Annotated in this window: 11 protein-coding genes and 1 rRNA gene; 10 read left to right on the top strand and 2 right to left on the bottom strand. The window is 54.7% G+C overall.

The features are described 5' to 3' along the window. Positions 1 to 2: 2 nt before the first annotated feature. From rrf to aceK, 5 genes are all read left to right on the top strand, one after another. A 5S ribosomal RNA gene (gene rrf, locus ACHHZ6_RS18655) occupies positions 3 to 118 on the top strand. A gap of 347 nt (positions 119 to 465) precedes the next feature. Next, positions 466 to 1,395 (top strand): homoserine O-succinyltransferase, encoded by a 930-nt coding sequence (gene metA / locus ACHHZ6_RS18650; RefSeq protein WP_182273358.1) that lies wholly within the window; start codon positions 466 to 468, stop codon positions 1,393 to 1,395. 270 nt (positions 1,396 to 1,665) lie between these two features. Continuing rightward, positions 1,666 to 3,267 (top strand): malate synthase A, encoded by a 1,602-nt coding sequence (gene aceB, locus ACHHZ6_RS18645; protein WP_395122848.1) that lies wholly within the window; start codon positions 1,666 to 1,668, stop codon positions 3,265 to 3,267. A gap of 31 nt (positions 3,268 to 3,298) precedes the next feature. After that, on the top strand, positions 3,299 to 4,603 hold the full coding sequence (gene aceA / locus ACHHZ6_RS18640; RefSeq protein ID WP_182273360.1) for an isocitrate lyase: 1,305 nt from the start codon (positions 3,299 to 3,301) through the stop codon (positions 4,601 to 4,603). Positions 4,604 to 4,651: 48 nt separating this feature from the next. Then, a complete protein-coding gene (gene aceK, locus ACHHZ6_RS18635; protein ID WP_395122847.1) occupies positions 4,652 to 6,391 on the top strand; it encodes a bifunctional isocitrate dehydrogenase kinase/phosphatase in 1,740 nt (579 codons plus the stop codon). Between the two features lie 33 nt (positions 6,392 to 6,424). On the opposite strand, the gene iclR is transcribed toward aceK, so the two are convergent. Then, complete coding sequence (gene iclR / locus ACHHZ6_RS18630) at positions 6,425 to 7,252, bottom strand: glyoxylate bypass operon transcriptional repressor IclR (protein WP_147430030.1); 828 nt, start codon at positions 7,250 to 7,252, stop codon at positions 6,425 to 6,427. A gap of 194 nt (positions 7,253 to 7,446) precedes the next feature. Between iclR and metH the strand changes: the two genes are divergently transcribed. The 5 genes from metH (at position 7,447) to rluF (ending at position 14,508) form a co-directional block, all read left to right on the top strand. After that, positions 7,447 to 11,130: a methionine synthase gene (gene metH / locus ACHHZ6_RS18625; RefSeq protein WP_395122846.1), complete on the top strand. Its 3,684-nt coding sequence runs from the start codon at positions 7,447 to 7,449 to the stop codon at positions 11,128 to 11,130. Between the two features lie 115 nt (positions 11,131 to 11,245). Continuing rightward, on the top strand, positions 11,246 to 12,877 hold the full coding sequence (locus tag ACHHZ6_RS18620) for a Na/Pi cotransporter family protein (RefSeq protein WP_395122845.1): 1,632 nt from the start codon (positions 11,246 to 11,248) through the stop codon (positions 12,875 to 12,877). Between the two features lie 94 nt (positions 12,878 to 12,971). Further along, entirely contained in the window at positions 12,972 to 13,265 is a 294-nt protein-coding gene (locus ACHHZ6_RS18615) for a type II toxin-antitoxin system CcdA family antitoxin (RefSeq protein WP_182273364.1), read from the top strand. Continuing rightward, positions 13,265 to 13,582 carry a CcdB family protein gene (locus ACHHZ6_RS18610; protein ID WP_182919242.1) on the top strand — a complete coding sequence of 106 codons (318 nt, stop codon included), beginning with the start codon at positions 13,265 to 13,267 and terminating at the stop codon, positions 13,580 to 13,582. Before ACHHZ6_RS18615 ends, ACHHZ6_RS18610 begins: the two co-directional genes overlap by 1 nt. A gap of 53 nt (positions 13,583 to 13,635) precedes the next feature. Beyond that, positions 13,636 to 14,508: a 23S rRNA pseudouridine(2604) synthase RluF gene (rluF, locus tag ACHHZ6_RS18605; protein WP_182273366.1), complete on the top strand. Its 873-nt coding sequence runs from the start codon at positions 13,636 to 13,638 to the stop codon at positions 14,506 to 14,508. On the opposite strand, the gene ACHHZ6_RS18600 is transcribed toward rluF, so the two are convergent. Then, entirely contained in the window at positions 14,509 to 14,781 is a 273-nt protein-coding gene (locus tag ACHHZ6_RS18600) for a DUF3811 domain-containing protein (RefSeq protein WP_014830263.1), read from the bottom strand. Between the last annotated feature and the right edge of the window lie 37 nt (positions 14,782 to 14,818).

Genomic DNA, 14,818 nt, shown 5'->3' with positions numbered 1-14,818 from the left:
TGCCTGGCGGCTTTAGCGCGGTGGTCCCACCTGACCCCATGCCGAACTCAGAAGTGAAACGCCGTAGCGCCGATGGTAGTGTGGGGTCTCCCCATGTGAGAGTAGGGAACTGCCAGGCATCAATTAAAATGAAAGGCCCAGTCGAAAGACTGGGCCTTTTGTTTTACGTGTTGTTTGTCGGTGAGCGCTCTCCAGAGTAGGACAAATCCGCCGGGAGCGGATTTGCACAGCACGGAGTGCTGCCCGCAGGGTGCCGGGCAGGAAGCCCGGCATACAACTGCCAGGCATCAATTAAGAAGAACCCCGTACCGGAAGGTGCGGGGTTTTTTGCTTTGGATTTTCGCGATCCCCTCCTTGAAACTTTCTCACCTTTCGCTTGCAGACTCGACATTCAGCTCATTTCTGGGTATCGTTAGCTGTCTGGATGTCTAAACGTTTATACGTATGCTGTGAGGATATAAGGTTATGCCGATTCGGGTGCAGGACGAGCTACCAGCCGTCAATTTCTTACGTGAAGAAAACGTCTTCGTAATGACGGCTTCACGCGCTACAGGTCAGGAAATTCGCCCGCTGAAGGTGCTTATTCTCAATCTGATGCCGAAAAAGATCGAAACAGAGAACCAGTTCCTGCGTCTGCTGTCGAATTCTCCGCTGCAGGTTGATATTCAGCTGTTGCGGATCGATGCCCGCGAGTCGCGTAATACCCCATCCGAGCACCTGAATAACTTCTACTGCAACTTCGACGACATTCGTGATGAAAACTTCGATGGGCTGATCGTCACCGGTGCACCGCTGGGTCTGGTTGAATTTAATGATGTTGCCTACTGGCCGCAGATCAAACAGGTGCTGGAGTGGGCAAAAGATCACGTGACCTCCACGCTGTTTGTCTGTTGGGCGGTACAAGCCGCACTGAATATTCTCTATGGTATCCCGAAGCAAACCCGTACTGAAAAGCTCTCTGGCGTATACGAACACCACATTCTTCATCCTCATGCGTTACTGACGCGCGGTTTCGACGACGTCTTCCTGGCCCCGCACTCCCGCTATGCGGATTTTCCGGCACAGTTGATCCGTGATTACACCGATCTTGAGATCCTGGCGGAAACGGAAGAGGGAGATGCCTATCTGTTTGCCAGCAAAGATAAGCGCATTGCCTTTGTAACCGGACACCCTGAATACGATGCCGACACTCTCGCTGCGGAATTTTTCCGCGATGTTGAAGCCGGTCTGAACCCGGATGTTCCGTATAACTATTTCCCAAAAAACGATCCGCAGAACAAGCCTGGAGCATCCTGGCGCAGCCACGGCAATTTGCTGTTTACTAACTGGCTCAACTATTACGTCTACCAAATAACGCCATACGATCTGCGTCACATGAATCCGACACTGGAGTAATCTTCTGCACTAAACGATCCTAAAGCGTTTCAGCTATTCAAATCAGGCACCTTCGAGTGCCTTTTTTATTTCCGAAATAACACTCAGCAATGAATAAAACTTTAAATTCATATTAATCAATCGATTACGTCAATTTAATTATTAAAATGGAAATTGTTTTTGATTTTAGAAAAATTATGAGTAGTCTTAATTTTGCTGAGCGAAAACTACACAACGATCTTTCGTTCGCATTGGGAGCGTGATTTTGGATCTTTGATGAGGAGCAGAGTAATGACTCAACAGGCAACGACGGTCGATGAACTGGCCTTTACCCAGCCGTATGGCGAGCAGGAACAGCAAGTTTTGACGGCAGAGGCTGTCGAGTTCCTGACCGGGCTGGTAACCCGCTTTACGCCACAGCGCAATAAGCTGCTGGCAGCGCGTATTCACCAGCAGCTGGAAATTGACAATGGAAAGTTGCCTGGGTTTATTTCGGAAACCGCTTCCATTCGACGCGGTGAGTGGACAATCCGTGGTATTCCCGACGATTTACAGGATCGCCGTGTTGAGATCACCGGCCCTGTAGAGCGCAAAATGGTGATCAACGCCATGAATGCCAACGTCAAAGTCTTTATGGCGGATTTTGAAGATTCTCTGGCACCGGACTGGCGCAAAGTGATCGACGGGCAGATCAACCTGCGTGATGCCGTTAACGGTACTATCAGCTACACCAATGAAGCCGGGAAAATATACCAGCTCAAACCAAATCCGGCTGTGCTGATCTGTCGCGTGCGTGGTCTGCATCTGCCTGAAAAACATGTCACCTGGCGCGGCGAAGCTATCCCAGGCAGCCTGTTTGATTTTGCATTGTACTTCTTCCACAACCATAAAAACTTGCTGGCAAAAGGCAGCGGCCCGTATTTCTACCTGCCAAAAACCCAGTCCTGGCAGGAAGCGGCCTGGTGGAGCGAGGTATTCAGCTACGCCGAAGATTACTTCAATCTGTCACGCGGCACTATCAAAGCCACGTTGCTGATTGAAACATTGCCCGCAGTCTTCCAGATGAATGAAATCCTGCATGCCCTGCGTGACCACATTGTCGGTCTGAACTGCGGACGCTGGGACTACATCTTTAGCTACATCAAGACCCTGAAAAATCATGCTGACCGGGTACTTCCGGATCGCCAAGTTGTCACTATGGATAAACCGTTCCTTAGCGCCTATTCGCGTTTGCTGATTAAAACCTGCCACAAGCGTGGAGCCTTTGCGATGGGCGGTATGGCAGCATTTATTCCAAGCAAAGACGTTGAGCGTAACAACCAGGTACTTAATAAGGTGAAAGCCGATAAAGAGCTGGAAGCACGTAACGGCCATGATGGGACGTGGATTGCGCATCCAGGTCTGGCCGATACGGCGATGGAGGTCTTCAACCGCGTACTCGGCGACAACAAAAACCAGCTGTTTGTCACTCGCGAAGAAGATGCCCCAACCGCGGAAGAGCAACTGCTGGCACCGTGTTCAGGTGAACGTACTGAAGAGGGCATGCGCGCCAATATCCGCGTCGCCGTGCAGTACATCGAAGCATGGATCTCCGGCAACGGCTGCGTACCAATTTACGGCCTGATGGAAGACGCGGCTACGGCGGAGATCTCCCGAACCTCCATCTGGCAGTGGATCCACCATCAGAAAACGCTCAGCAATGGCAAGCCGGTAACCAAAGCCTTGTTCCGCCAGATGCTGGCCGAAGAGATGCGGGTGATCCAGGACGAGCTGGGCGAACACCGCTTCAGCAGCGGACGTTTTGATGATGCCGCACGCCTGATGGAGCAAATCACCACATCAGATGACTTAATCGACTTCCTCACCCTGCCAGGCTACCGCCTGCTGGCGTAATCCACCACATAACAATATGGAGCATCTGCACATGAAAACCCGTACCCAACAGATCGAAGAGTTACAGAAAGAGTGGACACAACCGCGCTGGGAAGGCATCCGCCGTCCGTACAGTGCAGAGGAAGTGGTGAAATTGCGCGGTTCGGTCAACCCGGAATGTACGCTGGCGCAGAATGGCGCGGCGAAAATGTGGCGCTTACTGCACGGCGGTTCCAAAAAGGGTTACATCAACAGCCTTGGTGCGCTGACCGGCGGCCAGGCGCTGCAACAGGCGAAAGCCGGGATTGAAGCGGTCTATCTCTCTGGCTGGCAGGTCGCGGCAGACGCTAACCTGGCCTCCAGCATGTATCCGGATCAGTCTCTTTACCCGGCAAACTCCGTGCCGTCGGTGGTGGATCGGATCAACAACACCTTCCGTCGTGCGGATCAGATCCAGTGGGCGGCAGGCATTGAGCCAAACGATCCGCGCTTTACTGACTACTTCCTGCCGATCGTTGCGGATGCGGAAGCCGGTTTTGGCGGCGTGCTGAACGCATTTGAACTGATGAAATCGATGATTGAGGCCGGTGCAGCGGCCGTTCACTTCGAAGACCAACTGGCGTCAGTGAAGAAGTGCGGACACATGGGCGGTAAAGTGTTAGTCCCGACCCAGGAAGCGATTCAGAAGCTGGTTGCGGCGCGTCTGGCCGCTGACGTACTCGGCGTACCGACGCTGGTGATTGCTCGTACCGATGCCGATGCGGCTGACCTGATCACCTCTGACTGCGACCCGTATGACAGCGAGTTCATTACCGGTGAGCGTACCAGCGAAGGGTTCTACCGCACTCATGCCGGCATTGAGCAGGCGATCAGCCGTGGCCTGGCGTATGCTCCATATGCGGATCTGGTCTGGTGCGAAACCTCCACGCCGGATCTGGCGCTGGCAAAACGCTTTGCCGATGCCATCCATGCAAAATACCCGGGCAAACTGCTGGCCTATAACTGCTCACCGTCCTTTAACTGGCAGAAGAATCTGGATGACAAAACCATCGCCAGCTTCCAGCAGCAGCTGTCCGATATGGGCTACAAATACCAGTTCATCACCCTGGCGGGTATCCACAGCATGTGGTTCAACATGTTCGACCTGGCGCATGCTTACGCGCAGGGTGAAGGCATGAAGCACTATGTTGAGAAGGTTCAGCAGCCAGAATTTGCCGCGGGTAAAGAGGGTTATACCTTTGTGTCTCACCAGCAGGAGGTAGGAACTGGCTACTTCGATAACGTGACCACCATCATTCAGGGTGGCGCTTCCTCCGTAACCGCCTTAACGGGTTCAACCGAAGAAGCACAGTTCTGATGATGTCCCCCTCTCCCTTCGGGGAGAGGGTTGGGTGAAGGGGAATGTATGTCGCGTGGCCTGGAATTACTGATCGCACAAACCATCCTGCAGGGTTTCGATGCCCAGTATGGACGTTTTCTGGAAGTGACATCTGGCGCGCAGCAGCGCTTTGAACATGCCGACTGGCATGCGGTTCAGCAGGCTATGAAGCAGCGCATCCATCTCTACGATCACCACGTAGGCCTGGTGGTGGAGCAGCTGCGCTGCATTACCGACGGCAAAAACCCTGATGCGGCTTTTTTACTGCGGGTGAAAGAGCATTACACCCACTTGTTACCCGATTACCCGCGCTTCGAGATTGCGGAGAGCTTTTTCAACTCCGTTTATTGCCGGTTATTTGACCACCGCTCACTATCTCCTGAGCGGTTATTTATTTTCAGCTCCCAGCCGGAACGCCGTTTTCGTACGATTCCGCGCCCGCTGGCGAAAGACTTCTTTCCCGATCACGGCTGGGAGCCGCTGCTGCACCGCATATTAACGGACTTGCCGCTGCGTTTGCCCTGGCAGAATAAAGCCCGGGATATTGGCTATATCATCGCACATCTCAACGAAACCTTTGGTGAGGGGGAGCTCAGGCACAGCCACTTGCAGGTCGCCAATGAGCTTTTCTACCGTAACAAAGCGGCCTGGCTGGTCGGGAAACTGGTGACGCCAACCGCCACGGTCCCGTTTTTGCTGCCTATTCACCGTACTGATGATGGCGAACTGTTTGTCGATACCTGCCTGACGACCAGCGCGGAAGCCAGTATTGTGTTTGGTTTCGCCCGTTCCTATTTCATGGTTTACGCCCCGCTACCTGCGGCGCTGGTGGAGTGGCTACGGGAGATCCTGCCGGGCAAAACCACCGCCGAGCTGTATATGGCAATTGGCTGTCAGAAGCACGCGAAAACCGAAAGCTATCGGGAGTATCTGCACTATATTGCCAGCGCCGATGAGCAATTTATCGAAGCTCCTGGCATTCGCGGCATGGTGATGCTGGTGTTCACCCTGCCGGGATTTGATCGTGTGTTTAAGGTGATAAAAGACAAATTCGCGCCGCAGAAAGAGATGACCGCCGCTCACGTCCGCGCTTGCTACCAGCTGGTGAAAGAGCACGATCGCGTCGGGCGGATGGCCGATACCCAGGAGTTCGAAAATTTTGTGCTGGATAAGCAGCAGATCGCTCCGGCGCTTATGGCGTTATTACTGCAGGAAGCGCCGGGGAAAATCACCGATCTTGGCGATAAAATTGCGATCAGCCATCTCTACATTGAGCGCCGGATGGTGCCGCTCAATATCTGGCTGGAACAGTCAGACGGCCAGGTCTTGCGGGATGCGATTGAAGAGTATGGCAACGCCATCCGCCAGCTTGCTGCGGCCAATATCTTCCCGGGTGACATGCTGTTTAAAAACTTCGGTGTGACCCGACACGGTCGGGTGGTGTTCTACGATTACGACGAAATTTGCTACATGACTGAGGTGAATTTCCGCGACATTCCAGCGCCGCGCTACCCGGAAGATGAACTGTCCGGTGAACCGTGGTACAGCGTCTCACCTGGCGATGTGTTTCCGGAGGAGTTTCGTCACTGGCTGTGCGCTGACCCGCGCATCGGGCCGTTATTTGAAGAGATGCATGATGACCTGTTCCACGCCAGCTACTGGCGCGGGCTGCAAACGCGGATTAAGAACGGGCACGTGGAAGATGTGTATGCTTACCGACGTAAGCAGAGGTTTTGCTTCCGATTTTCACCCTCTTCCTGTGGGTGAGGGCCCGAGTGAGGGCTCGGGCCGCACTCGGTCTTAACGAATTCCACCATACGCCAGCGTGACCTCTTTCGCCGCCTTAATCACCAGCGCACCCAGCTCGGTTACACGGTCATCGGTCATACGTGAAATCGGCCCGGAGATGGAGATGGCGGCAAACGGCTCACGGTGCTCGTCAAAAATACAGGCAGCAAGGCAGCGCAGGCCGAGCGCATGTTCTTCGTCGTCAAACGAATAGCCGCGTTTACGCGTCAAAGCCAGATCTTCTTTCAGGTGCACGGGGGAAACCAGCGTAGCGTGCGTGTAAGCATGCAGCCCTTTGCGGTGTAACAGCCCCGTGACCTGCTCTTCACTTAGCTGCGACAGAAATGCTTTTCCTGCTCCGGAGGCGTGCATTGGCAGCTTACCGCCAATCGGTGCTGACATACGCATCAGCTGTGTACACTGTACCTGGTCGATGATAATCGCCTGGTGGTCACTCTGGTCCAGCACGGCCAGGTTTACCGTTTCGCCGGAGTCTTCCATCAGCTTGCGCAGAATAGGGTGCACAATCGCCAGCAGATTGCGGCTTTGCAGGAAGCTACTGCCGACAATAAACGCATGCGCACCCACTGCCCAGTGCCCCAGCTCACCAACCTGACGCACAAAGCCCAGTTGCTGCATGGTGGTCAGCAGGCGGTGCGTGGTGGAATTGGGTAATCCGGCCTGTTGTGCCAGCTCCGTGAGGGCCACGCTGCCGTGTGACTCGGCTATCCACTCCAGTAGCTTCAGGCCGCGCGTAAGCGATTGAACCTGCCCGCCCTGTTGTGCGGCGGTGGTGGCAGCAGGTTTTCTGCCGCGTTTAGCGGGAACGGTCGCGACCATGACGATCTCCTTTTTCTGTATCGTGGAAATCATTTTCGTTTTATTTGGTGATTTTGCAACCGTAATCCTGACTGATCGGATGAGTGATAGTGAACATGTCTCATGTTACCACCGTGTGACTTTTCCACCCTGCGAGATTATGCCAGTATGGATTGCTGGCCTTTTGGCCTGGTTGAGCGTTGTCGGGAGCAAGTGTGAGCAGCAAAGTAGAGCAACTGCGTGCGCAGTTAAATGAACGAATTCTGGTGCTGGACGGCGGCATGGGCACGATGATCCAGGGCTATCGTCTGAGTGAAGACGATTTCCGCGGTGAGCGCTTTGCCGACTGGCCTTGTGACCTGAAAGGGAACAATGACCTGCTGGTGTTAAGCAAACCGTCTGTTATCAGGGATATCCACAACGCTTACTTCGAAGCGGGTGCGGATATTGTTGAAACCAACACCTTCAACTCGACAACCATCGCTATGGCGGATTACCAGATGGAATCCCTGTCGGCGGAAATCAACTTTGAAGCGGCAAAGCTGGCGCGCGCCTGCGCGGACGAATGGACGGCCCGCACGCCGGACAAACCGCGCTATGTGGCCGGGGTTCTTGGCCCGACAAACCGTACCGCGTCGATTTCACCGGACGTAAACGACCCGGCGTTTCGTAATATCACCTTCGATCAGCTGGTCACGGCCTACCGTGAATCGACCAAAGCGCTGGTGGAAGGCGGTTCCGATCTGATCCTGATTGAAACGGTATTCGATACCCTCAACGCCAAAGCCGCCATTTACGCGGTAAAAGAGGAATTCGAGGCGCTGGGCGTTGACCTGCCGATCATGATTTCCGGCACCATTACCGATGCCTCTGGCCGTACCCTGTCCGGCCAGACAACTGAAGCCTTTTATAACTCCCTGCGCCACGCTGATGCGCTCTCCTTCGGCCTGAACTGTGCGCTGGGGCCAGATGAGCTGCGCCAGTACGTGCAGGAACTCTCGCGCATCGCTGAATGCTACGTCACCGCTCACCCGAACGCCGGTTTACCAAATGCCTTTGGTGAATACGATCTGGATGCGGACACCATGGCGGTGCAAATCCGTGAGTGGGCCGAGTCCGGTTTCCTGAATATCGTCGGTGGCTGCTGCGGCACCACGCCGGAGCACATCGCTGCCATGAGCAATGCGGTGGCCGGGCTGCCGCCGCGTAAACTGCCCGAGCTTCCTGTCGCCTGCCGCCTCTCCGGTCTTGAGCCGTTGACCATCGGTGACGACAGCCTGTTTGTGAACGTGGGTGAACGTACTAACGTCACCGGTTCGGCGAAGTTCAAGCGACTGATTAAAGAAGAAAAATACAGCGAAGCGCTGGACGTTGCTCGCCAGCAGGTAGAAAGCGGCGCGCAGATTATCGATATCAATATGGATGAGGGGATGCTCGACGCCGAAGCGGCGATGGTGCGTTTCCTCAACCTGATCGCCGGTGAACCGGACATCGCCCGCGTACCGATTATGATTGACTCCTCGAAGTGGGAAGTCATCGAGAAAGGGCTGAAGTGCATTCAGGGCAAAGGTATCGTTAACTCCATCTCGATGAAAGAGGGAGTCGATATCTTTATCCACCACGCGAAGCTGGTGCGCCGCTACGGTGCCGCCGTGGTCGTGATGGCCTTTGATGAAGTAGGCCAGGCCGATACTCGTGAGCGTAAAATTGAGATTTGCCGTCGCGCGTACAACATTTTGACCGAAGAGGTGGGCTTCCCGCCAGAAGACATCATCTTCGACCCAAATATCTTTGCGGTCGCGACCGGGATTGAAGAGCACAACAACTATGCTCAGGACTTTATCGGCGCGTGTGAAGACATCAAGCGCGAGCTGCCACATGCGCTGATCTCCGGCGGTGTCTCGAACGTGTCGTTCTCATTCCGTGGTAACGACCCGGTGCGTGAGGCTATCCACGCCGTGTTTCTCTACTACGCCATCCGTAACGGTATGGACATGGGGATTGTCAACGCCGGACAGCTGGCGATTTACGACGATCTGCCTGCGGAGCTGCGCGACGCGGTGGAGGATGTCATCCTCAACCGTCGCGACGATGCCACCGAGCGTATGCTGGATCTGGCTGAGAAATATCGCGGCAGCAAATCCGATGAAGCGGCAAACGTTCAGCAGGCCGAGTGGCGTTCCTGGGACGTGAGAAAACGTCTGGAATATTCGCTGGTCAAAGGCATTACCGAGTTTATCGAGCAGGACACCGAAGAAGCGCGTCAGCAGTCAACACGCCCGATAGAAGTGATCGAAGGTCCGCTGATGGACGGCATGAACGTGGTGGGCGATCTGTTTGGTGAGGGCAAGATGTTCCTGCCGCAGGTGGTGAAATCCGCGCGCGTGATGAAGCAGGCCGTAGCTTATCTTGAACCGTTTATCGAGGCCAGCAAAGAGAAAGGCTCCAGTAACGGCAAGATGGTCATCGCCACCGTGAAGGGTGACGTACACGACATCGGTAAGAATATCGTCGGTGTGGTGCTGCAGTGTAATAACTACGAAATTATCGACCTCGGAGTGATGGTGCCGGCGGATAAAATCCTCAAAACCGCGCGCGAAGTGAACGCCGACCTGATTGGCCTTTCCGGGCTGATTACACCGTCGCTGGACGAGATGGTCAACGTGGCAAAAGAGATGGAACGCCAGGGCTTTACCATTCCGTTGTTGATTGGCGGGGCGACCACCTCAAAAGCGCACACGGCGGTGAAAATCGAGCAGAACTACAGTGGCCCGACGGTCTATGTGCAGAATGCCTCGCGTACCGTGGGTGTTGTCTCTGCGCTGCTTTCCGCCACACAGCACGATGACTTTGTGGCACGCACCCGCAAAGAGTACGAAACCGTTCGTATTCAGCACGCGCGTAAAAAACCCCGCACGCCGCCGGTTACGTTACAGGCCGCGCGCGATAACGATCTGGCGTTTGACTGGCCGAGCTATACGCCACCGGTGGCGCATCGCCTGGGCGTGCAGGAGGTTACCGCCAGCATCGAAACGCTGCGTAACTACATCGACTGGACACCGTTCTTTATGACCTGGTCGCTGGCAGGTAAATATCCGCGCATCCTCGAAGATGACGTGGTGGGGGAAGAGGCACAGCGCCTGTTCAACGACGCTAACGAGATGCTGGATAAGCTGAGTGCAGAGAAAACCCTCAACCCGCGCGGTGTGGTGGGCCTGTTCCCGGCAAACCGTGTGGGGGACGACATCGAAATTTATCGCGATGAAACCCGCACGCACGTGCTGACGGTGAGCCGTCACCTGCGCCAGCAAACCGAGAAAGTGGGCTTTGCTAACTACTGCCTGGCCGATTTCGTTGCACCGAAACTTTCCGGGAAAGCCGATTACATCGGCGCATTTGCCGTGACCGGTGGTCTGGAAGAAGATGCGCTGGCGGATGCGTTCGAAGCGCAACACGATGACTACAACAAAATCATGGTCAAAGCGATTGCTGACCGTCTGGCAGAAGCCTTTGCGGAGTACCTGCACGAGCGTGTGCGCAAGGTGTACTGGGGTTATGCGGCGAATGAGAACCTCAGCAACGAGGAGTTGATCCGCGAAAACTACCAGGGCATTCGTCCGGCACCGGGTTACCCGGCCTGCCCGGAACACACCGAAAAGGGCACTATCTGGAAGCTGCTGGATGTGGAAGCGCACACCGGCATGAAACTGACCGAGTCCTTTGCCATGTGGCCGGGCGCGTCTGTATCCGGCTGGTACTTCAGCCATCCGGACAGCAAATACTTCGCCGTGGCACAGCTGCAGCGTGACCAGATCGAGGACTACGCCCTGCGCAAAGGCATGAGCGTGTCCGAAGTCGAGCGTTGGTTAGCGCCTAACCTGGGCTACGACGCCGACTGACGTCACTTTTCCTTACAACAAACAGGGCACACATCGGGTGCCCTGTCTCTTTCTTACGCTTAAACCCTTATACTGAACCTAAGGAAACCTATAACGATAAGGAGAACCCCCTTCCGTGCTGACTCTGTTACACCTGCTCTCTGCTGTGGCATTGCTGGTATGGGGCACGCATATTGTCCGTACCGGTGTCATGCGCGTATTTGGCGCACGCTTACGTACCGTTCTCAGCAGCAGCGTTGAGAAGAAGCCACTTGCCTTCTGTGCGGGCATCGGTGTGACGGCGCTGGTTCAGAGCAGTAATGCCACCACTATGCTCGTTACCTCGTTTGTGGCACAGGATCTGGTGGCGCTGGCTCCGGCGCTGGTTATCGTGCTCGGTGCTGACGTGGGAACCGCGCTGATGGCGCGTATCCTGACTTTCGATCTCTCCTGGCTGTCGCCGCTGCTGATTTTTATCGGCGTTATCTTCTTCCTGGGGCGTAAGCAGACCCGCGCCGGACAGCTTGGCCGCGTGGCAATTGGCCTGGGGCTGATCCTGCTGGCGCTGGAACTGATTGTGCAGGCGGTCACCCCCATCACTCAGGCCAACGGCGTGCAGGTTATCTTCGCCTCGCTGACGGGTGACATCATGCTGGATGCGTTGATTGGCGCGGTGTTTGCCATCGTCAGCTACTCCAGCCTGGCGGCCGTCTTGCTGACTGCAACGCTCACCACCGCAGGGGCGATCTCCTTCCCGGTGGCGCTGTGTCTGGTTATCGGTGCCAACCTCGGCTCGGGACTGCTGGCGATGCTGAACAACAGCACCGCGAATGCCGCCGCTCGCCGCGTGGCGCTTGGTAGCCTGCTGTTTAAGCTGGTGGGTAGCCTGATCATTTTGCCTTTTGTTCACCCGCTGGCGAACCTGATGGACAACCTCCCGCTGCCGAAGGCGGAACTGGTTATTTACTTCCACGTCTTCTACAACCTGACGCGTTGCCTGGCGATGGTGCCTTTTGTTGCGCCAATGGCCCGTTTTTGCGAGCGTCTTATCCGCGATGAGCCTGAACTGAATGCACGTCTGAAACCGAAGCATCTGGACACCACGGTACTGGATACTCCCGCGCTGGCCATTGCCAATGCCGCTCGTGAAACGCTGCGCATAGGCGATGCGATGGAAACCATGCTTGAAGGGCTGCAAAAGGTGATGCACGGTGAGCCGCGCGAAGAGAAAGAACTGCGCAGGATAGCGGACGACATTAACGTGCTTTACACCGCCATCAAGCTTTATCTGGCACGTATTCCGCAGGATGAACTGGCGGAAGAGGAGTCCCGTCGTTGGGCAGAAATCATTGAAATGTCGCTCAACCTGGAACAGGCTTCGGATATCGTTGAACGCATGGGCAGTGAAATCGCCGACAAATCGCTGGCCACGCGGCAGGCCTTCTCGGGTGAAGGTTTAAAAGAGCTTGAAGCGCTGCACGAACAGCTGGTGAGCAACCTGAAGCTGGCGATGTCGGTCTTCTTCTCCAGTGATGTGCCGAGCGCGCGACGCCTGCGCCGTAATAAACACCGTTTCCGCATTCTCAACCGTCGCTACTCGCATGCTCACGTTGAGCGTCTGCATCAGCAAAACGTGCAAAGTATCGAAACCAGCTCCCTGCACCTGGGGCTGCTGGGGGACATGAAACGTCTGAACTCGTTGTTCTGCGCGGTAGCATACAGCGTGATGGAACAGCCGGACGAAGATGACGAACGGGATGAGTATTAATCTCTGAAAGCGCCTCGCAAAACCGTTTTGCGAGGCGTGACACTCTTTAATGAGCAATCTACCCTTAGCCCTCATATTTTTAAGGGAATAGGAAATGCTCATATACTACGCTACACTTCGCCAATTCATGCGCACTCCAATGGGGGTTATCATGCGCACAGTCAAAGGAATTAAAAAATCGGTCAATGTCTCTTTAGCACCAGAAATACTGGAAGAGGCCCGAAAGCTTAAACTCAATCTTTCAGCTGTGCTAACAGAGGCATTGCAGGAGAAGTTTCGCGAAAATCAACGTACGGTTTGGCTTGAAGAGAATCAGGACGCTATCGATGCCGTTAACCGGTGGGTCGATGAAAACGGTTCTTTCAGCGATTTTCAGAGGTCGTTCTGATGGAGCAATATTTTGCTTATGAGAACACGGGTAACGGGAAGAAAGTCTATCCCTGGTTAATCAATATGCAGCACCCCGTTGCGAATGTGATGAAACATGTTTTGGTTGCCCCCGCGATCGAGCTGGACAACCTGGCTGGCAGCAATCTACCTGCGAAAGTTTGCCCTGTCGTTGAAATCGCGGGAAAATCCTGTGTCGTAATGATGCATATGATGTCTGGAATCCCAGCAAAAGAAATTGGTGAGAGCGTTGCAGATCTTACCGATAAAAGGGCTTCTCTACGGGATGCGCTCGATTTTCTTATCAATGGCTACTAAGGCATTTTGGTCAGCCGCAAGGTAAGGTATATTTCGCCTTTACAGGAGAAACTATGCTGCCAACTCAATCAACCCGATTAAACAAATACATTAGCGAGAGCGGGATCTGCTCACGTCGCGAGGCTGACCGTTACATTGAACAGGGTAACGTGTTCCTCAACGGCAAACGCGCCACTATTGGCGACCAGGTGGTGCCCGGTGATGTGGTCAAAGTGAATGGTCAGGTCATCGAACCGCGTGATGCAGAAGATCTGGTGTTTATCGCGTTGAACAAACCGGTTGGGGTTGTCAGTACCACCGAAGATGGCGAGCGGGACAACATCGTTGATTTCGTTAACCACAGCAGCCGTATTTTCCCGATTGGTCGTCTGGATAAAGACTCCCAGGGTCTTATTTTCCTGACTAACCACGGCGACCTGGTAAACAAAATTCTGCGCGCCGGTAACGACCACGAGAAAGAGTACATCGTTACGGTCAATAAGCCGGTCACGGATGAATTTATTCGCGGTATGGGCGCAGGCGTGCCAATCCTCGGAACCGTCACGAAAAAGTGCAAGGTGAAGAAGGAAGCGCCGTTTGCGTTCCGTATTACTCTGGTACAGGGCTTAAACCGTCAGATCCGCCGTATGTGCGAGCACTTTGGTTATGAAGTGACGAAGCTGGAGCGTACGCGCATCATGAATGTCAGCCTGTCCGGTATCCCGCTGGGCGAGTGGCGCGATTTAACCGGTGACGAGCTGATTGAGCTGTTTAAGCTTATCGAAAACTCCTCGTCCGAGGCGAAGCCAAAAACCAAAGCGAAGCCAAAAACGCAGGCAATTAAGCGTCCTGTGGTAAAAGCGCCACAAGCGGAAGAAAAGGGGCGGGGCAAACCGGCTAACGGGAAGCGCTTCGCCCAGCCGGGCCGTAAAAAGAAAGGGCGCTGATTAGCGCCTTCCACGGGTTGAGGTATTGGCCGACCAGGAAAAGGTCGTCTCGGTATCCGGTTTATAAGCCTGCTGCTTTTTCAGTTTGCGGGCTTTCTTCGCCTCGGCATCGCGCTGAGCCATCAGTTTGTCGATGTACTCTTTTTTAACCTGATTGGTTTCGGCGTTCGTCAGCGTGCGGCCATGTGCGATGCGGGCGCGGTCGAGAAGCGTTTTAAGTTCGCGCTGCTCGGCTTCCGTCATGTCTTTCTGGGTCAGTCGTGGTGTAGCCATTGCTGAAACCTCCTGATGGGGAGGCTTCAGTGTAAAG

This window comes from Enterobacter cloacae complex sp. 2024EL-00214, assembly GCF_043945575.1.
In the GTDB taxonomy this organism is placed as follows: domain Bacteria; phylum Pseudomonadota; class Gammaproteobacteria; order Enterobacterales; family Enterobacteriaceae; genus Enterobacter; species Enterobacter cloacae_P.
The sequence above is the reverse complement of the archived record's forward strand: the minus strand, read 5'-3'. Positions and strand labels throughout refer to the sequence as shown.